This window comes from Streptomyces sp. NPDC039423 (genome assembly GCF_055598725.1).
Window position 1 is genome coordinate 88,773 of the sequence record NZ_JBVKAH010000009.1, and the last position, 22,498, is coordinate 111,270.

Here is a 22,498-nt window from a genome sequence, read left to right on the forward strand (position 1 = left end):
CCCCCGCCCGGGGCTGCTGAGGTATCCCGTGATCCGACTGACCGACAGAATCCGCCCGCTCGCCGTCCTCACCGCCGGGAGCGACCGCGACGAGGCCCTGGCCGCGCTCGACGCCGCCGGGGCGGGGTACGCCGTCGTCGACCACTCCCTGCCGGGTCACCGCGCGTCCGGCCATGCCGAGTCCGGTTACGCCGAGACCGGCCGTCCCGCACCCGGCCGTCCGCGGCCCGGGTCCGGCGCCCGCTGTTCCGGGGCGTTCAGCCGCGCTCTGCTGGCCGGGCTGCCGGCCGGTTCCCCCGTCGGCGCGTGCGCGGACCGCGCGCCCGTCTCTCCCGTCCTCCACGTCGACCGGCCCTCCGACCTCGACGACCTCACCGTCGGCGAGGCGGAGGCGCTGGCGCTGCTGGCGTCGGACGGTACGGAGGGTCTGGTGATCGTCCAGGGCGGCCGGCCGGTGGGGTTCGTCCCGTGGCTCGACCTCGCCGAAGCGCTCCCGTTCCCGGCCGACGAGCAGGAACGGCCGGGCGGCGGGATCCCGATGACACCTGCCCGCTGTTACGTCTGCCGGCGCTGCGACCCGCCGGTACGCCGGCTCCCGCGGGCGGGGCGCGAGCGGCCCGTCTGCCCGGTGGACCTGCGGCACGGCCCGATGGAGCGGGAGGCCACCTGGTGCTGACGACCGTCCTGGCCCGGGGGTCGGCGGTGTTCGACCGCAGGACGCTCCTGTCCGCCTTCCTGCCCGCGGTGGTCTTCTGGGGCCTGACAGCCGTCGCGGTGCTGGACGCCGCCGTGGGCCGGCGGGCCGCGCTGCACGGCTGGCAGGCGGTGGGCGCGGTCGCCCAGGGGCTGGCCCTGGCGGCCTTCCTCGTCTGGTGCGGTCTGTGGGCCTTCCTGACCGCCGCCATGAGTACCCGGTCCCTCCGCTTCCTCGCCGGTCACGGCTCCGGGCGGGGCGCGGCGGGAGCTGTCCGGGGCCGGCTGCGCGCCCGGCACCTGAGGACCGTGGACGCGCTGGAGGCGGCCGACACGGTCCTGGAGGTGCGGCACTTGGCGCTGCTCGAAGCCGGCCGTCTGCTGGTCCCGCCGGATCCGCCCGCCCCACCGGCCCCACCGAACTCACCGGACTCACCGACCCCACCGGCCCCGCGGGATCCGCCCGCCCCACCGGATCCGGCGCGGGGCGACGGGGACCCCGCCGTGGGTGGCGATGGTCCTCCCGGTACCGAGGAGGAGCGGGAGGTGTTGCTGGAACGGGCGGAGTCGGCCGGCGACCTGAGCGACGAGGACGTCCGGGACCTGCCCGGCCGGTTGCGCGCCTGGTGGGACTGGTCGGCGCCTCGCCGGCCGGTCGCCACGGACGGCGCGGCGCGGGCGGAGCTCTCGCGCCGGCTGGACGCCGCCGTGCGCGTTCTCGCCCGGCGCGTCGCCAGGTCGGAGCGGTCGGTGGAGGCGGAGCGCGCCGAACTGCTCGCCCGGCTCGGCACCTACCCCGCCGAACGGTCGCTGGTCATGCCCACCGCCCTCGGCAACGTCGTACGCGCCGTGGAGGGTTACGGGGGCGAGCGGTACGGGGTGGACACGGTGCTGGTGTGGCCCCGGCTGCACCCGCTGCTGCCCGAGGTGGTGGTGAAGGCGGAGGCGCAGGCGCGTACCGTCCTGGACCTGCTGCTCAACGTGTGCCTGTCCGTCGTCCTGTTCGGGCTGCCGCTGTCGGTGGCCGTACCGTTCGGCGGCGTACGCCCGATGCCGTGGTGGCTGCCGCTCCTGCCGCTGCTCTGCGCGGTGGCCGTCCGTTCCGCGCCGGCCGCCCTGCTGTCCGCCGCCGCGCTGGCGGTACGGGTGCCGGAGCTACCGGACGGCTGGTCCGACGGCCGGGCCGGCGTGGGCCTCCCCTGGGCGCTGACGGGGCTCGCGGTGGTGACGCTGCTGGCCACGGCCACGTACCGGGCGGCGGTGGAGAGCGCCGTCGCCTGGGGCGAGCACGTGAAGGCGGCCGTGGACCTCCACCGGTGGCGCCTGCTGGACGAGTTGCACATGGGGCGTCCGGCCGACCCCGGGCAGGAACGCCTCGTGTGGGGCGAGGTGACCGGCCTGCTGCACCGCGGCTACGCGCCGGACCCGTCCCTGGTGCGGTACGGGGGCGCCGAGCAGGCGTACGACGCCGGTGCCCCGGCCCCCCGGCTGTACCCCGTGCCCGTGCGGACGCTGCCCGCGTTCCATCCGGTCGCCCCGGCCGACGTCCAGCCGCGCTGGGTCTGGCGCCAGGTGCCGGACGAGCTGTGCGCCACCGCCGTCGAGGACGTCGTGGGGCGGTGCCCGTTGCAGCCCCTGGAGGCCGGCCGGCCGGTCCCCGTACGGCTCCTGCTCGGCGCGGACGCGGCGGCGGGCCCGGCGGGAACGGGCGCGGCGGACGGTGCGGCGGACCCGGGCGGAAGCGGTCCGCTGACCGCGGTGGGGCTCGCCGTCACGGGCCCGGACGGCCTCGGCGGCACCCTGCGTCCCGGCGACCGGGTCGACCTCTCGCTCTTCGCCGCCGACCACACCGTCGCCGCGGAGTACCCCGGTGTCCTCGTGCTCCGCCACCTGCCCGCGCCCGCCGCCTCCGGGCCCGGCGCCGGGGCGGGCGGCGGCCCGGGCCTTGGGCCGGACATCGGGCCGGACGCGGGGCCGGACACCCTCGTCGTGGCCGTCGAACCCCTGCTCGCCGCGGAGCTGACGCGGGCGGCCCGTGACACGACGGCCGTGGTCACCAGGCCGCTTCCGCTGCCGCCCGGACCGCCTCCCGCCGCCGGGCCGCGTCCCGTGCCCGGGCCGAGTCCCGCCCCGGCGGGCGGCGTCGGCGCACCCGACCCGGGAGGCGCCGTCACATGACCCGGCACCACGACTTCGAACAGGCCCTCAAGGGGCTGCTCGTCGACCCGCGATCCGACGAGCGGGCGCTGCGGCGCGGGCTGCGCCGGCTCCCCGCGGTCGGCCCGGCCGAGGTCCTGGTCCTCCGGGAGACCGGCATCCGGCTGATCAACGACGTGTCGGTGGAGGCCACCTGGCCGCTCCTCCGGCTGCGCGGGCTCACGCTCGCGCTGGCCATGAGGGACCCGGGCGCGGCGACGGGACTGGCCGTCGTGGCGCACGAGATCGAACTGGCCGGGACCGGTCCCCTCGGCACCCCCGTCGATACGCTCAACCACCGCGGTTGCGTGCTGGCCGAGCACGACCGGTTCCGTGCCGCCGTCGCGCACTTCTCGGCCGCCCTCGACGCCGACCCCGGCTTCGTACCCGCTCGGGTCAACCGTGCCCGGTGCTCGCTGGAACTCGGCAGGACGGGTGAGGCCCGCGCGGACGCCGCCGAGGCGCTGCGCCGGGATCCCGGCCACCCGCCCGCCCGGCACACCGACCGGCTGGTGCGCACCCTGCTCGCCCTGGCCGACGACAGCCCGCTGCCCATGGGCCTGCTGGCGGCCGCACACGGTCTGCGCGTACAGCTCCGCACCTACGACCGGCCGGCGCGCCCCGGCGAGGTCCGGCGCGGCGACCCCTGGGACGAGGAGCCGTTCACTCCCCCGCCCGAGCCGCCGGTGTCGGCGACCGCGGCGGAGCTGATCCACTACGGGGTGGTCAGCGGCCGGATCGGCCGGTACGCCGAGGCGGCCCATGCCTTCGAGGCGGCGCTGGTCAAGGACCCGAGGGACAAGCGGGCCCGGTACAACCTGGCGAAGGCCCACCAGATGGCCGGCGACCACGAGCGGGCCCTGGCGGAACTGCGGCGCCTGAAGAACCCGTCCGCGGAGGCCCGGGCCTTGCGCGCCCGGTCGCTGCGGGCCCTGTGGCGCATCGAGGAGGCCCGCGCCGAGGACGCCGCGGTGGACGGCCCGGCACGGAGGAGGTTCCGGTCCCGTGCCCCCGCCCCGCCGGACCTCCCCGACCTGTCCGAACTCCTCCGGGCCCTGGCCCGGCAGCCGGTCGCCCTCGAACCCTGGAGCCGTGAAGAGGTCGAGTCGGCCCTCTCCCAGCTGACCCGGCTGTCCGCCCGGGGCCGCCACGACGTGGCGCTGCGGCTGCTGGTCCGCAAGGCCCAGCGTCCCGCGCCGACCGTGACCCTCCGGGCCAGGCTCCACGAACGGCACGCGGTCGCCCTCGCGGGACTCGGGCGGCGCGCCAAGGCGCGCGAGCAGTACTCCGCCGCCCTCGCGCTGCTGCCCGAGGGCTCCGCCGACGATGTCCGGACGCGCTGCCTCGAGGGCAGGGCCGCCTGCGCCGCGGACCACGCCGGGAAGGCCCGCACGGAAGACCTGCACGCGGCGCTGACGGCCGCGCTGCGGACGGCCGACCGGTCCGCCGAGGCACGGTTGAGGACATCGTTGGGCCGCGCCGCGCGGGCCGCGGGGCGCCCGCACGCGGCGGCGGCGTGGTACCGGTCCGTGCTGGAGCCCGCGCGTGAGGCCGAGGACTGGCGGACCGAGATCGGCGCGCTGCGGGAGTGCGTCGCACTGGCCGAGCGGCTGGGACGCGCCGAGGAGGCACGCGCGTACGGTGAACGGCTGGGCAGCGCCCGGCGGGCGGCGGGCGACCTGGCGCTCACGGTCGACGGCGACGTGGACGCCGTGGTCCGGGCGGCCCGGCGGACCCTGCTCGCCCGGGCACCCGGCAGGCCCGCCGTCACGGGCGGCGGCAGCGAGGACCTGGAGGCGCTGCTGGACCACGCGGACCGGCTGCGCGGTCCGGAGGGGCGCCCCGGCGACGCCCTGGCCTGCTACTACCCGGCGCTGGCGGTGTGCCTTCAACGCGAGGACCCGGACGACACGACGAGGTGCCTGACCGGGATGGGCGCCGCCTACGAGACGCTGGCGGGCCGGGCCACGGAGCAGGCGATCGGCGGGCTCGTCGCCGCGTTGAGGGAAGGCCTGCACGAGGGCGTGCCCTGGGGCCTGCGAGGCACCCTGACCGACGCCGCCCGCGCCCTGACCGGCGGGGAGCCGGGCGAACTGACCGCGTGCGCCCGGGCCGCCTTCCGGTGGGCCCTCGCCCTGGCCGGCGGCCGGGGGGACCAGGTCGCCCAGGCCACGGCCCTGAGCAACCTGGCCATGACCGAGGCGCGGTTGGGGAACCTCGACACCGCGGCCCGCTACGAGCGCTGGGCCCTGGGCGTGCACCTGCGTGCCGAGGCTCACGCCCACGCCCGCATCACCCTGGGACGCCTGGCGCTCATCGCGGAACGGCTCGGTGACGAGGAGAACGCCGCCGCGCTGCGCCGCCGACAGGAGGGACTGGGCCGTGGAGAAGAGGACTGACAAGGCCGGCGCGCGCCGGACGGGCGCCGACGAGCGGCCGGACGGAACGCACCGGCCTCGCGCCGAGGAGCGGCCGGACGGGGCGGGCCGGACGGGCGTCGAGGAGTGGCTGACGGTCGTCTTCGGCGAGGTCCTCGACGTGCGGGACGCAGTCGCCGAGTTCCGGGCGCTGCTCCGGAAGGTGCCGGAGGGCACGGCCGAGCGGCTGACCGCCCAACTGGCCGAACTCGCCCGGCACGCCCACGAGTCGGCGGACGGGCCCGACGCGGTGACGCTGCTCGCGCTCCTGGACGTGGCCGCCGACGCCACCGGCACCCGCGCCGCCCGCTTCACGGCCGCGCTGGAGCAGGGGCTGTACTTCCTGCGCGCCGGACTGCCCGGCGACTCGGTCCCCCGGTTCGCGGAAGCGCTGGAGCTGGCCGGATCCGCCCAGGACCGGTGCCGGGCCGTCTTCCACCGCGGCGCCGCCTGGATGGAACTGGGCGATGCCGCGGAGGCGGAGGGCGCCTTCCGCCAGGCCTCGGTCCTGGCGACGGAGGCCGACGACATCGAGGGGCTGGTGCAGGCCGCCAACCGGCTGGCGGCGCTCGCGACCTGGCGGAACGCGCCCGGTGAGGCGGACGGGATCGTGGACTTCGCCCGGGCGCGCGCCGAACAGGCCGGGCGCACGGACCTGGTGCTCCACCTGATGATGGTGTCCGGGGTGCGGTTCGCCTACGGCGGGGAATGGGACAGGGCCGAGGAGGAATACCTGCGCCTCGCCGAGCGGGCCCGGGCCCGCGGTTCCACGAGGGACGCCGGTGAAGGCCGCGCGGCCGAGGCGGCCGCCCTGTCCGGCCGGATCACCCTGGGGCTGCGGCGCCAGGACCTCACCGAGGCCGAGCGGCTGGCCCCGCGGCTGCGGGCCCTGCTCCCGGACGTCGGCGCGAGCGAGGCGGTCAGGGACCTGATCCGGCTCAGTCAGGTGGGAATGCTGCTGGGCGACCAGGACGGGGCGCTGAAGGACGCCGTCCGGGCCGTGGAGCTCTCCGCCGGGGAGCGGCTCCGCCCCGAGCAGACCGAGGCCCTCGCCCAGCTCTCCTCCGTGCACCTCGCCCGGGGTGCGTACGAGCCGGCGCACCGCACCTGTGTCGCCGCGTTGCGCCTCGTCGAGGACAGCCGCGCGACCGTGGGTGACGCGCGATCACGGCTGGCCTTCGTGGAGGACCGGTCCGAGTTGTACGAACAGGTCGTGCAGCTCTGCCTGGTCCTGGCCGACACGCTCCAGGACCCGGCATACCTCACGGAGGCGCTCACCTGGGTGGAACGCGGCAAGTCGCGCACGCTGGGCGAGCTGCTGGGTCTCGGCACCGTTCCCGCTCCGGCGGGCGTCCCGGCGGCCGTGCTGGAGGCGGAGCACGAACTGGTGCGGCGCGTACGGACGCACGAGTCGGCCGGCGGCCTGTCCCGCGACGAGTACCACGAGGCGTGGCGGCGTCTGGAGGCACTGTGGCGGGAGATGGAGGACGAGGCGCCCGACTACGTGGCGCTCAGGAGGGGGCGGAGCGCGCGCCCGGACGAGATCCGTGACCTGCTGGCCGGCGCGGGCCCCACGGCGGGCAGGTGCCCCGGGGCCGCCGGGACCGGCGGCCGGTCCCGGCCCGTGGAGCCGGCGCTGCGGCTCCGGCCGTACGAGACGGCACGCGAGGTCGACCTGGAACTTCCGGAGGGCGGCCGGCGGCCGGTGCTGATCCTGGCCGGTCCGCACACGGACAGCCGCCGCCGTCTGCTCGACCGCGTCAGCGGGCCCGCCCCGGTGGGCGAGCGGCTGGTGGAGCTGGTGGCCAACCTCGCGGCGATCGACGCCGCCTGGTGGTCACGGTTCGGGACGGCCGTGGACCAGGGCCGTGTGCCCGACGGGGAGCGGCTGGGGCGGTGGCTGCGGCGCTGTGTGGCACGGTGGGGTTCGGAGGACCAGTGCCGGGCGGCGGAACGCTGGGACAACGACCGCCTGGTGTCCCAGCTCTGCCGCGGGCTCCCCTCCCGCCCGTCCGACGAGGCGTCCTGGACGGCGGTCGGAACCGTGCTGCGCAAGGACCGTACGGCTGCCGAGGCGTGCCGTGTGCTCCACGACCGCCGGCTGTTGCCCGAGGACCCCGGCGCCGACGCACGGCTCGCCCGGGAGGAGGACCGGCTGACCGGGTACTTCTTCGTCCGCCTGGCCCAGGAGGTGCGCGACGCCTCCCGGAGCGGCCCGCCGGGCGCGGCGACGGCGCGCTTCCGGCTCGGGTTGCGAGCGGCGGTGCGGCTCGTACCGGGTGACGCGCACCTGTTCGCGGCGGGCGCCGGGTTCGTCGAGGAGTTCCCCGAACACCGCTACGCCTGACCCGGCGCCGCCGGGGGGGGGAGGGAGGGACGGCCGGTCTTCCGACCCGGCCGGTCCTATCCCCCGGCCGGTCCTGTCCCCCAGCCGGTCCTCAGTCCCGGTCTCCGGTGCCGGCCGAGCTGGCGGTTGCGGTTGCGGTTGCGGTTGCGGTTGCGGTCAGGATGAGGACGGCCTGGTCGTCGTCCATGCCGTTCTCGCCGGTGAAGTCCCGCACTGCCTGGGTGAGGGCGTCCAGAACGGCGGGAGCCCGGCGCAGCCCGGGGGACAGCGCCCGGACGAGGCGGTCCTCCTCGAACTGTTCCCCCCCGGGCGTCGCGTGCCTCAGTGATGCCGTCGGTGTAGAGGATCAGGCTCTCGCCGGGGGCGAGGTGCAGGTGGCGGTGGCCAGGTGCGGGTCGGGCAGGATGCCGAGGAGGGGGCCGTCGCTATGGACGGGCCGGGCGCCGGCCTCGCCCAGGTGTACGGGGAGGGTGTGGCCGGCGCGGACGAGGTCGATGTCCAGCCCGGCGCCGGTGTCGGTGAAGTGGCCGTACACCAGGGTGACGAAGCCGCTGCCGTGTTCGCCGTGCCGTCTGGTGAGGGCGCGAAGAACGTCGGATTGGCGGCCTCCAGCAGGTGGGCGGGTCCGGCCATCGACGCGAACACGGCCGTCGACTCGCCGAACAGCACCCGGAGGTCCGCCTCGTCGGGTGAGTCCCGGCCGGCTTCGGGGTCGTCGGACGGACGGCGTGGCCGCCGTTGTGGTGCGCTGCTCATCCGACCCATCCCCCGCCGCCGACGGCTTTCGTACGTCACTGTGCAGACGGTCATGCCCGCTTTCACCCGGGGTAAGGGCCCCTGCGCGCGGGTGTGCGCTACATCGCGTCGCGGGCAGCGCGCTCGGGCACCGATATGTCGCGACCACTCTCTAGCGGCCGGGGTCGGTGGAGCGCGTGGGGCCGCCGGGTGTGACGAGTCCCGTCTCGTAGGCGAGGACGACGGCCTGGGCCCGGTCACGCAGGCTCAGTTTGGCGAAGATCCGCGCCACATGGGTCTTCACCGTCGCTTCGCTCAGGGTCAGTTCCCGGGCGAGTTCGGCGTTGGACAGGCCCCTGCCCATGAGGGCCAGGACCTCGTGTTCGCGGGGCGTCAGGACGGCGAGGTCGCGGTGGACGGCGGGGGTCGTCGCACCCGGGCCGGTCCGTGCGGCGGCGGCGTGACGTTCGACCAGGCGGCGGGTGATCGAGGGGGCGAGCAGGGCGTCACCGGTGTCGACCAGGCGTACGGCCGCGGCGAGGTGCGCGGGCGTGACGTCCTTGAGCAGGAAGCCGCTGGCGCCGGCGGCGAGGGCCGCGTAGACGTAGGAATCGAGGTCGAAGGTGGTGAGCATGATCACGCGGCAGCCCGGGGTCCGGGCGAGGACCTGCCGGGCGGCTTCCAGGCCGTCCATGGCCGGCATGCGGATGTCCATGAGGACGACGTCGGGCCGTGTACGTCGGACGACCTCGACGGCCTCGGCCCCGTCGGCGGCCTCGCCCACCACGTCGATGCCGCGCGCGTGGAGGATCAGCCGGAAGCCGGTGCGGACCAGCTCCTGATCGTCGGCGATGACGACGCGGGGGGCGTGTGCGGGGGGCGTGGTCACGGCCGGTCCAGGGGGATCCGCGCCCGGACGCGGTAGCCGCCGCCCAGGCGGCGCCGGGCGTCCAGGTCGCCGCCGTAGACGGCGACCCGCTCGCGGAGGCCCAGCAGCCCTCGGCGCGCTCCGTCGGCCCGGTCCGGGGCCGGGCGGGGACGGGGCCCGGACAGGTCGCCGGACAGGACGCTGGGGCCGCTGTTCAGCACTTCGACGCGCAGGAAGCGCTCCGTGTACCGCACCGTCACCTCGGCTTGCGCTCCTTCGCCGTGTTTGAGGGCGTTGATCAGCGCCTCCTGGACGATCCGGTAGGCGGTGACGTCGATCCCGGTCGGCAGCGGGCGGGGCTCCCCGGAGATCCTCACCTCGACGGGCAGTCCGGCGAAGGCGATCCTGTCGATCAGCGTGCCGAGCCGGCTCAGGCCGGGTTGCGGTGCCAGGTCCCCGCCGGGGTGCTCGTCCTCGCCGCTCTGCGAGGGGGCGAGGAGGCCGAGCAGATGCCGCAGTTCGGTCATCGCGGTCCGTCCGGCGCTCTCCACGGCACCCAAGGCGGCCTCGGCCTCGTCGGGCAGGGAGGCCAGCACCTCGCGGGCGGCTCCGGCCTGGACCACCATGAGGCTCACGTTGTGGCTGACGATGTCGTGGAGCTCGGCCGCGATCCTGGCCCGCTCGGCGTCGACCGCGTTCCGCGCCGCGCTCTCCCGCTCGCGCTCCAGCAACCAGCCGCGTTCCTCGACGGCCGCCCGGTGCCGCCGCCGGGCCCGGACGAGCGCCACGCCCAGGAGGACGACCGCGGCGCACGCCGCCGCCAACGCCGTACCCAGCCAGATCAACCCAGTACTCCCCACCGCACGAGCTTCGCAGCCCGGACCGCCCACCCGCGTCATGCCCGGGGCCCAGTCTCCTACATCCCCAGGATGACCCACCCGGCCGGTTACACCCGGGGAGGGACGTCGTACCCGTCCCCCAACTCCTACGTTCGTCCCATGACTTCGGAACGGGACACCATGGAGAAGGTCGTCGTGCGGCTGGACGACGTGCACAAGGAGTACGGTGACGCGAGGGCCCTGGACGGGCTCAGCCTGGAGATCCGGGCCGGGGAGGCGGTCGCGGTGATGGGGCCCTCCGGATGCGGCAAGTCGACCCTGCTCAACATGATCGCGGGGCTGGACCGCCCGACCTCGGGGACGGTACGGGTCCAGGGCCAGGACCTCGGCCGGCTGAACGAGACGGGACTGGCGCTGTTCCGGCGGCGGCACATCGGCATGATCTTCCAGTTCTTCAACCTGATCGACGACCTGCCGGCCCTGGACAACGTCATGCTGGCCGCCCAGCTCACCGGCACGTCCACCCGGCAGGCCCGCCGCCGGGCACTGGAACTCCTCGACGAACTGGGCATCGCCGACCGCAGGGACGCCTACCCGGCCGCGTTGAGCGGTGGTGAGCGGCAACGAGTGGCGGTGGCCAGGGCGTTGATGAACCGTCCGGCCCTGCTGCTGGCCGACGAACCGACCGGAGCGCTGGACAGCCGCTCGGGCGAGCAGGTCATGGACCTGCTGATCGACCTCAACCAGATCGGGCAGACCCTGCTGATCGTCACGCACGACCCTCACCTCGCCACCCGCTGCGCCGGCCGCCTGATCGAGGTCGCCGACGGCCGGGTCGCCGGCGAGCGCGCCCTGGAGCCGGTCGCATGAGCGCCGTGTGGAGGGCCGCGCGGGCGGCCGTGCAGCGCCGCAGACTCCAGACGGTCGTCATCGGGCTCGTCGTGTTGTGTTCCACCACGACCGTGCTGCTGGGGCTGGGGCTGCTCACCGCGGCCTCGGGCCCCTTCGACAAGGCCTTCGCCCAGCAGCGCGGTGCGCACGCGGTGGCGGCGTTCGACCTGTCGAGGGTGACGGAGCGGGAGTTGGCCGGGACGGCCCGGCGTCCCGGCGTGGAGGCCGCGGCGGGTCCGTACGGGCAGGTGGTTCTCGACATGCCCGAGGACTGGTTGTGGATGTCGGCCGGTTCGCTGTCCGTGGTGGGGCGGGCGGCTCCCGACGGCCCGGTGGACCGCGTCCGTCTCCTGGAGGGGCGCTGGGCCACGGCCCCCGGTGAGATCGTCGTCAGCTGGCCGGTGGACGGGACGCCCGGGCCGGGTCAGCTCGGCACCCGGATCAGGCCCCGGGGGGCGCCGGCCCTGACCGTGGTCGGCTTCGCCACCAGCATGAGCAGGTCCGCCGGAGCCTGGGTCTCCCCCGAGCAGATGGACCGGCTCCACCCGACCTCCGCGCAGATGCTGTACCGCTTCGCGGACGCGTCGAGCGAGGAGCGGCTCCGTACCGGTCTCGCGAGCGCCACCGCCGCACTGCCCGCCGGTTCGCCGACCACCACGCAGTCCTACCTCACCCTCAAGCGGGCCTTCTCCGCACAGGCCGACGCGTACCTGCCGTTCATGACCCTCTTCGGCGTCCTCGGCCTCCTGGTCTCCGTCCTGATCGTGGGGAACGTCGTCAGCGGAGCCGTCGTCTCCGGACACCGGCACATCGGCGTGCTCAAGGCCCTGGGCTTCACCCCGAACCAAGTGGTGGCGGTCTACCTGACGATGGTCTCGGTGCCCGCGGTCATCGGCTGCGTCATCGGCACCCTGGTCGGCAACGCGGTGGCCGCCCCCGTCCTGCGGGTGGCCTTCTCCGGCATCGAGACCGGCAGCGCCTCCGTCGGCATGAGCCCGTGGCCGTCCGTCCTGTGCCTGGTGGGCATGCCGGCCCTCGTCGTCCTGGCCGCCCTGGTCCCCGCCCTGCGCGCGCACCGGCTGTCCGCGGCCCGGACCATGATGGCGGGCGGCGCGCCGCGGACCGGACGCGGGCGGCGCGTCCAGCGCCGGCTCGGCGGGACCCGGCTGCCCCGTGCGGTGAGCCTGGGACTCGGCCAGCCGTTCGCGCGTCCGGGCCGTTCCCTGCTGACCGTGGCGGCCATCGTCCTCGGGGTCACCACGGTGACCCTGACGACCGGGCTGACCAGCACCATGGTCGCCTACGGGAACGCCGGCAAGGGCGACGGTGCGACCCGTGTCGACGTACTGGCGGAAACCCCGGCCGGGGGCGGGGCCGCCGCTCCGGAACGGAGCGACGCCGGACGGACCGAACGGCGACTGCGCTCCCTGCCCGGCGCGGACGGGGTCACCGCCCGTGCCCTCACCAAGGTGAGCCTCGCCGGGTACACGCAGACGGCGTTCGTCAACTTCTACCGCGGGGACACCCGGGACCTGGCCGCCGGGATCGTGAAGGGGCGCTGGCCGAGCGGTGCCGGCGAGGCCGCGGCAGGGCCCGCGTTCCTCCAGCAGCACGGGCTGTCCGTGGGCGACCGGGTCACCGTCCGGCTGAACGGCGAGCAGACGCCCGTCACCCTCGTGGGCGAACTCATGGAAGGCAACGCCCAGGCACTGGATTCCAACTGGCAGACCCTGGCGCGGCTCGACCGCGCGGTGCAGCCCGGCGAGTACACGGTCCGGCTCGCCCGCGACGCCGACGCGCAGGGTTACCTCCGAGCGGTCGAGGCGGCCGACCCGGCCCTCCGGGCGGCGCTGCGGCGCCCGGACGACACCGCGACCGTCACCGTTGTCGGCTTCGCGTCGGTGTTCTCGGTTCTGCTGACCGTCGTGGCCGCCCTCGGTGTCTTCAACACCGTCCTGCTCAACGTACGGGAGCGGCGCCGTGACCTGGGCATGCTCAAGTCGATCGGGATGACGCCGCGCCAGGTCGTGGTGATGACGGTGGCGTCCGTCGCGGCGCTGGGGGTGGTCGGCGCGCTGCTGGGGATCCCTCTGGGGGTCGCCGCGCACCGGCTGGTCGTGGACCATGTGGGAGTGGTCTCGTTCCCGGAGTCCATGAAGCAGGTATGGCACCTGCCGCACCTGGCCGTGCTGGTCCTCGCGGGGGTCACGATCGCCGTGCTCGGCGCGCTCGTACCGGCGCGGACGGCGGCGCGGCTCACCATCTCCGAGGTGCTGCACACCGAGTAGGCCGGGGACGCCCGGTACGCAGGCCGGGGACGCCCGGTGCGTAGGCCGAGGAGGCCCCCCCCCGCGCGCCGGATGGCCGGCGCGCGGCGGCGGCTGGGGCCGGGCGGACCCCCGGCCGATGCGTCCGCCGGCATCAGACCCGATTAGTTGCCCGGGCAGGAATCGGTTGGGAGCTAGAGCTCCTCCCCCGGTGCGGCCGCAGCCTCGGACAGGCCGGCTTCGATCGCTTCCAGCGACCGCAGCGCCTCATCGCGCTGCGCGGGCGTCAGTCGGGCGGTGACGAGGTGTTCGAGCTGCGCCCACAGCCCCTCGACCTCCCGGCGCAACGCGATACTGGCGGCGGTGGGCTCGATGATGACGGCCCGCCTGTCGGTCGTACTCGGCCGCCGGCGGACGAACCCCGCGCGCTCCAGGCGCTGGACGGTACGGGTCATGGTCGCGGCGTCGGAGTCGAGCAGCCGGACGAGGTCGGTCTGGCGCTGCGGCCCCAGCTCCCACAGTTGCATCATCACCAGCTCCTGACCGGGGTGCAGACCGACGCGGCGCAGGAGCTGCCCGGCGAGCATGCGGTGCAGCCGGGCGACACGGAAGATCGCGTGGCTGATGGGGCCGCCGCTCGCGGACGCGGGGACGGGCACCGTCGCCGCACTCTCCACCGCCTCGGCCGCATCCCCGGCCGACAGGCCGGGACGGCCGCGCCCCCCGCCTGCTCCGCTCATCCCGCACCCGCTCCTCGACGCCGCACCCGACTGGACAGCACACAGGGTAGGCCAGCACCGCCGCCCGCGTTTCCCCGCGCGTGTCCGACGCCGCCGGGCGCGCCTGTGCGGCAGGTCACTCCCCGTACGGAATGACGCGAGTGCTTTACTTGTTCAGACAGGCACTAAAGCCGTCCGTGCTGCCCGTCGGGCGCGGAGACCGTCCACGTCGAAGGAACCCTGATCATGAAGACCGCTTTCACCCCGCTCGAGCTGGGCGGCGTACGCCTGGCGAACCGCATCGTCATGGCCCCGATGACCCGCAGCCGCGCCTTCGGCCCGGGCGCCACCCCCACACCGTCGATGGCGAGGTACTACGCCCAGCGGGCCGGTGCCGGGCTGATCATCACCGAGGGAGCGCAGCCGTCGGTGGTGGGGCAGGGCTATCCGGACACCCCTGGCCTGCACTCGCCGGAGCAGGTGGCCGCATGGCGCGCCGTGACCGACGCCGTCCACCGGGAGGGCGGGGTCATCTTCGCGCAACTGATGCACACCGGCCGGATCGGTCACCCCAGCCTGCTGCCGGAGGGCATGGTCCCCGTCGGCCCCTCGCCCGTCGCCGCCCGGGGCCAGGTCTTCACCCACCAGGGTCCGAAGGACATGGTGACGCCGAAGGAACTGACGGAACCCGAGATCCGGCGGACGATCGCCGACTTCGCCGACGCGGCACGCAACGCGATCGCCGCGGGCTTCGACGGGGTGGAGATCCACGGTGCCAACGGCTATCTCATCCATCAGTTCCTGGCTCCTCACAGCAACCGCCGCACCGACGCCTGGGGTGGCGGCGCCGAGGGCCGGATCCGCTTCGCCGTCGAGACCGCCGCGGCCGTCGCCGACGCCATCGGCGGCCACCGGACGGGCATGCGCCTCTCCCCCGGCAACCCGTACAACGACATCGCCGAGGACGACCTCGAAGAGACGTACGGGTCCCTCACCGATCGTCTCGCCCAACTGGACCTGGCGTACCTGCACCTGTTGGAGGGCCCGGACCGCGACCTGACCCGCCGCCTGCGCAAGGACTGGCCGGCCGCCTTCATCCTCAACCCCTTCACCCACCCGGCCCCCACGGGCCCCGAGGCCCTCGCCCTGATCGAGGACGGCACGGCCGACCTCGTCTCCTTCGGAGCGATGTTCCTCGCCAACCCCGACCTGCCCCACCGACTGGAACGGGGCGGCCCCTTCAACTCCCCCGACCAGGCCACCTTCTACGGCGGCGACGACCGCGGCTACACCGATTACCCCGCCCTGTCCTCCTGAGGAAACGGGTCACGGCCCGGCCCGGCCACCGCCGTGCCGGGCGGCCTCCGGCCCACCGGCGGCGAGGGCCGTGCACGGTCCTACTGACGACCGGCCAAGCCCTGCCGGACGCAGCAGCGGGCGGGGCGATGCCGCCCCCTCCCCGGAAAGGGGCGGCACCGTGACGGGCGCCCGCACGTGGGGGTGTGGCCCGGTCAGGCGGTGTGGAGCCGGAGGCCGTAGCGGGCGAGGATCTCGTTGACGGGCTGGAACCACGTCTCGCCGCCGGAGGAGCAGTTGCCCCATCCGCCGGAGGTGACGCCCTGGGCCTGGTCCCCGCTGATGAAGGACCCGCCCGAGTCGCCACCCTCGGCACACACACTGGTCTTGGTCATCTGATGGACGGCGCCCTGGCTGTAGTTGACGGTCTCGTTCTTCGCCAGGACCGTGCCGCAGTGCCACCGTGTCGTGGAGCCCGACCGGCAGACGGAGGCTCCGACGGGCGCCTCGGCCGAGCCGCGCACCAGGCGGTCCGGCACCGTGCCCCAGCCGAGCACCACCGGGACGGTCCACCAGCCGCTGTGGACGCTCACGTACGCGTAGTCGTCGCCGGGGAAGGAGGAGCCCTGGAACGTTCCCATCGCGGAGCCGTCCCAGCCGCGCACGGCGGCACCGGCACGACCGCAGTGACCGGCGGTGACGAAGCCCCCGTGCACGGAGAAGCCGATGGAGCAGCGGACGTTGCCGGTGTAGTAGGGGTCGCCGCCGACGGTGCCCGCCGCGTACGTGATCGGGGCACGTTCCGTTTCGGTGACCGTGACGGGGCCGGTGGTGCGGGCCCGTGCGACGAACGCCCGCACGGCGGGGTCGTTCCGGTCGGTACGCACCACGGTGACGGCGACGCGGTTGGCCCGGGGGTCGACATGCCAGCCGGCCACCCCGGCGGGCGCGCGCAAGGCATCCAGCCGGCTCTTTACCCGGTCGAGGAGGGCCGCGTCGTGCCGGACGATCCGGGTGTCCGCGCCCAGTGCCCGCACGCCGCGGACCTTCGCGCGGTCGGTGAGCGCGACGACGAGGCGGCCCTTCGCCGGGTCGAACCAGGAGCCGCCGTACGCGGAACCGGCGTGACGCCGTGCCTGCCGCTCGACCGTCACCGCGGTCCGCTCGGCCAGCAGCCGCTGTTCGGCCTGTTCCCGTGTCAGACCCAGGTCGCGGCGCATGCCTTCGACGATTCCGGCCGATGCCGGCCGGGGAGCCTCGGGTACCCCGGCTGCCGCGGCCTGCGGTCCGGTGCCGCTCAAGGCGGCCGTGAGCAGTAGGACCGCGGCGGCGGCACGCTGGATGGAAAGGCGTCTCATGCTTCCTCCGATGGGCGACGGGGTCCGGCGACCACCGGCCCCGACCAGTTGGTGAGAGCGCTCTCAATGCCCGTCAGGTTAGCCGGGCCTACTTGTCAGGTCCATACCATCCGGGTGGGAATCGCTGCGGTCGGCCGCCCGCGCCACCGGCCACGCTGGAGGGAGGGAGGGGGTTATCCCCCCGGAATACGTGGAGGACGGCACCAGTGCGCCGCTCCCCGCCGAACGCCAAGATCGAGGGAACGAGAGCACGAGGACTTCTCATGGCGGGAGCGGCGCACGATGAGGCACGGCAAGGGCATCGCACGCAAGGGGGCGCTGAGGACGACCACGGCGTTCGCGGTCGCCGCGTTGGTTGCTCCGGTACTGGCGGCTCCGGCTTCGGCGGCTTCGGCTCCGGCGGCTGCCGTCGGTGCCACGGCGCCGACCTCGGTTCCGGCTGGCACCGGGACCGGTACACCGCCGGCGGACGGTCAACGGACCGCTGCCGTACGCGCGCTGGAGCGCATGGCCCATCCATTGCGCTCCACCGCACCCTCGGGTGGCACCACCGATCTGCGGGCGCTGGGCGCGATGATCGGCGACGCCCGGGTCGTCGGCCTGGGTGAGGCGACGCACGGCTCGCACGAGTTCTTCACCATGAAGGAGCGGGTCTTCCGGTACCTCGTGGAGGAGAAGGGCTTCACCACGTTCTCCCTCGAGATGAGCTGGTCCGCCGGGCTGGAGATCGACGACTACCTCCAGGGCGGCGGAGGGAGCGCGCACCGGATCGCCGAGGAGACCCTGGCCGGGTCCCCGTGGGAGCGCGACGAGTTCGTGCACCTGATCGACTGGATGCGTGACCACAACCGCCGACACCCCGAGCGCACGGTGCACTTCATGGGCGACGACATCGGGGCACCACGGCTCGGCGACCGGGTCTTCGACCGGGTGACCGCCCAGGTGGCCCGGTCGCGTCCCGCGTCGTTGCCGCGCCTCCAAGAGCTGTACGCGGGTTTGCGCCCGATGGACGACATCTTCGCCTACCTGGAGAAGCCGACGTCGGAGCGACGGCAGAACGCCGCCAGGGCGCAGGAGGCCCTGGACCTGGTGACCGCCGCCGTTGAGGCCTCGGGGGGCGAGGCGGGCGAGTGGGCGGTGCAACACGCGCGGAACATCGCCCAGACCTTCGCCTTCGCCGGCTTCGACGCGGGAGACCCGTCCTCGGTCGCCGCCGCCCAGCACCTTCGTGACCGGGTCATGGCCGACACCGTCCTGTGGTGGCACCGGCGGACCGGCGACAAGATCCTTCTGTCGGCGCACAACGGGCACATCGGGTACCTGTCCTCCTATCCGGAGCTGTATCCCGTGCCGCAGGGCGCCTCCCTTCGTGACGCCCTCGGCCGTCACTACGTCTCCATCGGGTTCACCTTCAACCGCGGCTCGTTCCTCACCGGAGACGTCGCCGGCGGCGAGTGGAAGAAGACCACCGTGCCCCCGGCCACCCGCGACATGCACGAGCACACGTTGGACCGGGTCCGGCACCGGGACTACTACGTCGATCTGCGCACCGCCCCGCCCGCGGCACGCAGGTGGCTGGATGTCGCGCGTCCCACCTATGACGCCGGTTCCCTCTTCGAGGCGAACCCCCTGCCCGAACTCGCCGTCGGCCGGGCCTATGACGTCCTCATACATCTCCACCGAGTGCGCGAAGCCCGGCCGCTGCGGTCCCGCGCCACCCCCTGAGGCGATGGGAACCGCACCCCCCGGCAGCCACACCCCCGGCCGCTCCGGCGGATCCCCCCCTCGCTACTCCGCCGGAACCTCTCCCACCTCCGAACTCGGCTGTCCCGAACCCGGGTTCATCGCCTGCTATACGGTGGCGGCATGGCGCTGCACCTTTTCGAACTGAACTGCAAAGCCCGTGACGACCGGGCACTGGGCCGGTTCTGGGGGGAGGCACTCGGGTGGAGTGTTTCCAGCGAGGAAGCCGGGGCGACCAGCGTCAAGCCGGTGGGTCCCCCGTGGCCGGACCCGGCCGCCGTCCGCATCGACGTCATCGCCGTCCCGGACCCCGGAACGGTGCGGGACCGGGCACACATCGAACTGGCCACCACCTCCGCCGAGCATCACACGGAGTTGGTCGCACGCCTGAAGGCATTCGGCGCCACATCCACCGACGCGGGAACCGGTGACGCCCGTCGGACCGTTCTGGCCGATCCCGAGGGCAATGCGTTCTGCGTGGTGGCGCCTCGGGAGACGCACCGGGACACCGGACCGATCGCCGCGGTGGTCGTGGACTGCGCGGACCCGCGGGCCATGGCCCGGTTCTGGGGCGCGGCGATGGACTGGAGCGTGCACGAGGTGACCGACGACCACGCGGTGCTGCGCTCCGCCAAGGGTGCCGGCCCCCGTCTCGAGTTCCTTCGCACGCCCCACCTGACGGGCGTGACGCACCGGGTGCACCTGGACCTGGCACCGTACCCCTTCGGCGCCGACGGTCAGGCGGCGGAGGTGGCGCGGCTCGAAGCGCTCGGGGCGATGCCCGCTGACGCGGGCGGGGGCGACTTCCCGTGGAGGGTACTGACCGATCCGGAGGGCAACCAGTTCTGCGTCCTCGGGCCGGCCTGACGCGGAGGTTCCCGCCCGCTCCGCCACCGGAGACCGCCGCCGCGCCGTCCTGGACGCCCGCGGCGGCGCGCGCGAGGCGGGAAGGGTGGGTGAGGGAAAGAGCAAAGGCAAGGAGAGCACTCTCCTTGCCACTCTCAACTTATAGCGCGATGGGGGGCTTGCGGCAAGGCCCCGTGGCTGGCGCACAATCAGCGGCCTGACCACGACCTGCGGAGATGAGGGCGCGAAACATGCGTGTGTTGTTGTCGGCGTACGGGGGACGCGGTATCGCCGGCCCCATGGAGGAAGCGCCGGACGGGGAGACGCGGGTGAGGCGATCGGCCGCCGCGCGGCCACGGAACTCGGCCGTCCCGGAGGTGAGGCGATGACGGAGCGATACGTGTGGGACCTCCGGGAGGCCGACGAGAGGCACGTCGACGTCGTCGGAGGCAAGGGCGCGCAGTTGGGCGCGCTGTCGCGGATCGACGGCGTCCCGGTGCCCGAGGGCTTCTGCGTGACGACGGACGCCTTCCGCCGGATCATGGCGGAGGTGCCGTCGATCGACGAACGGCTCGACCGGTTGGCTGGCCTGGACGCGGACGACCGGGAGGGGATCCGCACGCTCAGCGCGGAGATCCGCGGGAGCATCGAAGGGACCGCCGTCCCGGACGAGGTCGCGGCGGCGATCACCGGAGCGCTGTCCGGGTTCGGTGAGCAGGCGGCCTACGCCGTCCGGTCCAGCGCGACGGCGGAGGACCTGCCGACGGCCTCCTTCGCCGGCCAGCAGGACACCTACCTGAACGTGATGGGGCCCGCGGCGGTCCTCGAACACGTCAGCCGGTGCTGGGCCTCGCTGTTCACCGAGCGGGCCGTGACCTACCGCCGGCGCAACGGCATCGACCACGGTACGGTCCGCATGGCCGTGGTCGTGCAGCGGATGGTGTTCCCGCACGCGGCCGGCATCCTGTTCACGGCCGACCCGGTCACGGGCAACCGGAAGGTCGCCACCGTGGACGCCGGCTTCGGCCTGGGCGAGGCGCTGGTGTCCGGCCTGGTTAACCCGGACGTCTTCACGGTGCGGGACGGCGAGGTCGTCGCCCGGTCGATCGCCGCCAAGGAGCGTGCCGTCCTCGCCCTGCCGGCCGGGGGCACGCGGGAGGTGGCGGTCGACGCGCGGCAGCGGGAGCAGCCGGCGCTGACCGACGCGCAGGCCGTACGGCTCGTCGAGCTCGGGCGCCGGATCGAAGCGCACTTCGGCCGCCCCCAGGACGTCGAGTGGTGCCTGGTCGACGACGGCTTCCGGATCGTGCAGAGCCGCCCGATCACCACGCTGTTCCCCGTGCCCGTCCGCGAGGCCGCGGACCAGGGCAACCGCGTCTACGTGTCCGTCGGCCACCAGCAGATGATGACCGACGCCATGAGGCCCCTGGGGCTCTCCATGTGGCAGCAGACGGCCATGGTGCCGATGCACGAGGCGGGCGGGAGGCTGTTCGTCGACGTCACCGGAAGGCTGGCCTCGCCCGCGAGCCGCACCGGTTTCCTGGACCTCGTGGGCAGGGGCGATCCGCTGGTCAGGGACGCGCTGGAGACCGTCCTCGACCGCGGCGACTTCGTCCCGTCGCTCCCGGACACGGGCCCGGGCGGGCCGCCGCCCGGTCGTGCGGCCGCCACTGTCGAGACGGACCCGGCCGTCGTCACCGCGCTGATCGAGCGCAGCCGGGCGTCCGTCGCCGCCCTGGAGCGCGACATCCGGGCGAGGACGGGGGCGGAGCTGTTCGACTTCCTGCTGGAGGCCTTCGAGGAGCACAAGCGGGTCCTCAGCGATCCGCAGAGCCTCCAGGTGATCATGGCGGGGATGGACGCCACGTGGTGGCTCAACGAGAAGCTGCGGGAGTGGCTGGGCGAGAAGAACGTGGCCGACACGCTCACGCTGTCCGCCCCCGACAACATCACCTCGGAGATGGGGCTGGCGCTCCTCGACGTCGCGGACGTGATCCGCCCGCACCCGGAGGTCGTGGCGTTCCTGCGGGGCGTCCAGGACGAGGGGGCCGCGGACGGCGGGGACGGGGACCAGGGCTTCCTGGACGCGTTGGCGAAGCTCCCGGGCGGCGCCCAGGCGCGCGACGCCGTCGAGGCCTACCTCGAGCGGTACGGCATGCGCTGCGTCGGCGAGATCGACATCACCAGGCCGCGCTGGCGCGAGCGCCCCACCACGCTCGTGCCCGTGATCCTCGACAACGTCAGGAACTTCGAGCCGGGGGCCGCGGCACGGCGCTTCGAGGAGGGGCGCCGAAAGGCGTGGCAGAAGGAACAGGACGTGCTGGCGCGCTTGCGGGCCCTGCCGGACGGGGAGCGGAAGGCCGACGAGACCAAGCGGATGATCGACCGGGTCCGCACCTTCATCGGCTACCGGGAGTACCCGAAGTACGCCATCATCACCCGCTACTTCCTCTACAAGCAGGCGCTGCTGGAGGAGGTCGGGCGTCTTGTCCGGGCAGGCGTGCTCGCCGAGCGGGAGGACGCCTTCTACCTCACGTTCCGGGAACTGCACGACGTCGTGCGCTCCCAGCGGGTCGACCACCGGCTCGTCCAGGAGCGCAAGGAAGCGTTCCGGTCGTACCAGGCGCTCACCCCGCCCCGGGTGCTCACCTCGGACGGTGAGGCGGTCAACGGTGCGTACCGGCGCGAGGACGTGCCGGACGGCGCCCTGATCGGCCTGCCGGTGTCCAGCGGGACCGTCGAGGGGAGGGCCCGCGTCGTCCTCGACATGGCGGACGCGGATCTCGAAGCGGGCGACATCCTGGTCACGGCCTTCACGGACCCGAGCTGGTCGCCGCTGTTCGTCGGCATCGCGGGTCTGGTGACGGAGGTCGGCGGCCTGATGACCCATGGCGCGGTGATCGCCCGGGAGTACGGCTTGCCGGCCGTGGTGGGCGTCGAGCGCGCGACCCGGCTGATCCGGGACGGGCAGCGGATCCGCGTGCACGGAACCGACGGGTACATCGAGATCCTGTCCTGACGAGCCACGCGGAGAACCACCATCGGTAGGTGGTCGCCGCCCTAGGGAGTGTCCGGAAAGTATCGGCGTCCGCCCGGAGGGCGGGAACCGCGGCGTCCGGTGCGTGCGATCGCACGGCGGAGGAGGGAGTCATGGCGGTGGGGGCACCTCCCGTGCCCGAAGGGCTACGGGGGACCATGACGACCGACGACAACGCCGCGAGCGCGCGTGCGGGACACCGCGGGCCAGGCGAGACTTTGCGGACACGACCTAGCGCTCCCGGGC

At 74.4% G+C, this 22,498-nt stretch carries 16 protein-coding genes; 10 read left to right on the forward strand and 6 right to left on the reverse strand.

Annotated features, from left to right (window positions below; genetic code table 11):
• Window positions 1–28: 28 nt before the first annotated feature.
• From ACZ7LK_RS26330 to ACZ7LK_RS26345, 4 genes are read left to right on the forward strand one after another with little or no spacing between them, the layout of a single operon-like run.
• Window positions 29–676: a hypothetical protein gene (locus tag ACZ7LK_RS26330; RefSeq protein ID WP_392277299.1), complete on the forward strand. Its 648-nt coding sequence runs from the start codon at window positions 29–31 to the stop codon at window positions 674–676.
• Entirely contained in the window at window positions 670–2,871 is a 2,202-nt protein-coding gene (locus ACZ7LK_RS26335) for a hypothetical protein (RefSeq protein WP_471143751.1), read from the forward strand. The genes ACZ7LK_RS26330 and ACZ7LK_RS26335 overlap by 7 nt, the downstream gene beginning before the upstream one ends.
• Window positions 2,868–5,288, forward strand: a complete 2,421-nt coding sequence (locus ACZ7LK_RS26340; RefSeq protein WP_469463763.1) for a tetratricopeptide repeat protein — start codon at window positions 2,868–2,870, stop codon at window positions 5,286–5,288. The genes ACZ7LK_RS26335 and ACZ7LK_RS26340 overlap by 4 nt, the downstream gene beginning before the upstream one ends.
• On the forward strand, window positions 5,272–7,653 hold the full coding sequence (locus ACZ7LK_RS26345) for a hypothetical protein (RefSeq protein ID WP_471143753.1): 2,382 nt from the start codon (window positions 5,272–5,274) through the stop codon (window positions 7,651–7,653). The genes ACZ7LK_RS26340 and ACZ7LK_RS26345 overlap by 17 nt, the downstream gene beginning before the upstream one ends.
• Window positions 7,654–7,709: 56 nt before the next feature.
• Here the strand turns inward: ACZ7LK_RS26345 and ACZ7LK_RS26350 are convergent, their stop codons facing one another.
• From ACZ7LK_RS26350 to ACZ7LK_RS26365, 4 genes are all read right to left on the reverse strand, one after another.
• Entirely contained in the window at window positions 7,710–8,027 is a 318-nt protein-coding gene (locus tag ACZ7LK_RS26350; protein ID WP_471143865.1) for a hypothetical protein, read from the reverse strand.
• Entirely contained in the window at window positions 8,000–8,188 is a 189-nt protein-coding gene (locus ACZ7LK_RS26355; RefSeq protein ID WP_471143754.1) for a hypothetical protein, read from the reverse strand. Before ACZ7LK_RS26355 ends, ACZ7LK_RS26350 begins: the two co-directional genes overlap by 28 nt.
• Window positions 8,189–8,560: 372 nt before the next feature.
• On the reverse strand, window positions 8,561–9,277 hold the full coding sequence (locus ACZ7LK_RS26360; RefSeq protein WP_471143756.1) for a response regulator: 717 nt from the start codon (window positions 9,275–9,277) through the stop codon (window positions 8,561–8,563).
• A complete protein-coding gene (locus tag ACZ7LK_RS26365) occupies window positions 9,274–10,101 on the reverse strand; it encodes a sensor histidine kinase (RefSeq protein ID WP_471143758.1) in 828 nt (275 codons plus the stop codon). The genes ACZ7LK_RS26360 and ACZ7LK_RS26365 overlap by 4 nt, the downstream gene beginning before the upstream one ends.
• Before the next feature lie 153 nt (window positions 10,102–10,254).
• On the opposite strand from ACZ7LK_RS26365, the gene ACZ7LK_RS26370 reads away from it, so the two are divergent.
• On the forward strand, window positions 10,255–10,965 hold the full coding sequence (locus ACZ7LK_RS26370) for an ABC transporter ATP-binding protein (RefSeq protein WP_392277306.1): 711 nt from the start codon (window positions 10,255–10,257) through the stop codon (window positions 10,963–10,965).
• Window positions 10,962–13,274 (forward strand): FtsX-like permease family protein, encoded by a 2,313-nt coding sequence (locus tag ACZ7LK_RS26375; protein ID WP_471143759.1) that lies wholly within the window; start codon window positions 10,962–10,964, stop codon window positions 13,272–13,274. The genes ACZ7LK_RS26370 and ACZ7LK_RS26375 overlap by 4 nt, the downstream gene beginning before the upstream one ends.
• A 173-nt stretch (window positions 13,275–13,447) precedes the next feature.
• On the opposite strand, the gene ACZ7LK_RS26380 is transcribed toward ACZ7LK_RS26375, so the two are convergent.
• A complete protein-coding gene (locus ACZ7LK_RS26380) occupies window positions 13,448–13,993 on the reverse strand; it encodes a MarR family winged helix-turn-helix transcriptional regulator (protein WP_471143761.1) in 546 nt (181 codons plus the stop codon).
• 225 nt (window positions 13,994–14,218) lie between these two features.
• Between ACZ7LK_RS26380 and ACZ7LK_RS26385 the strand changes: the two genes are divergently transcribed.
• Entirely contained in the window at window positions 14,219–15,289 is a 1,071-nt protein-coding gene (locus ACZ7LK_RS26385; protein ID WP_392277309.1) for an alkene reductase, read from the forward strand.
• Between the two features lie 194 nt (window positions 15,290–15,483).
• Here the strand turns inward: ACZ7LK_RS26385 and ACZ7LK_RS26390 are convergent, their stop codons facing one another.
• Window positions 15,484–16,626 carry a S1 family peptidase gene (locus tag ACZ7LK_RS26390; RefSeq protein ID WP_469464093.1) on the reverse strand — a complete coding sequence of 381 codons (1,143 nt, stop codon included), beginning with the start codon at window positions 16,624–16,626 and terminating at the stop codon, window positions 15,484–15,486.
• A gap of 507 nt (window positions 16,627–17,133) precedes the next feature.
• Between ACZ7LK_RS26390 and ACZ7LK_RS26395 the strand changes: the two genes are divergently transcribed.
• The 3 genes from ACZ7LK_RS26395 to rph all read left to right on the forward strand — a co-directional run bounded on the left by ACZ7LK_RS26395 (window position 17,134) and on the right by rph (window position 22,234).
• Window positions 17,134–18,351 (forward strand): erythromycin esterase family protein, encoded by a 1,218-nt coding sequence (locus ACZ7LK_RS26395; protein WP_471143762.1) that lies wholly within the window; start codon window positions 17,134–17,136, stop codon window positions 18,349–18,351.
• A 141-nt stretch (window positions 18,352–18,492) separates the two neighbouring features.
• On the forward strand, window positions 18,493–19,236 hold the full coding sequence (locus tag ACZ7LK_RS26400; protein ID WP_392277312.1) for a VOC family protein: 744 nt from the start codon (window positions 18,493–18,495) through the stop codon (window positions 19,234–19,236).
• 364 nt (window positions 19,237–19,600) lie between these two features.
• A complete protein-coding gene (gene rph / locus ACZ7LK_RS26405; protein ID WP_471143764.1) occupies window positions 19,601–22,234 on the forward strand; it encodes a rifamycin-inactivating phosphotransferase in 2,634 nt (877 codons plus the stop codon).
• Window positions 22,235–22,498: the final 264 nt, after the last annotated feature.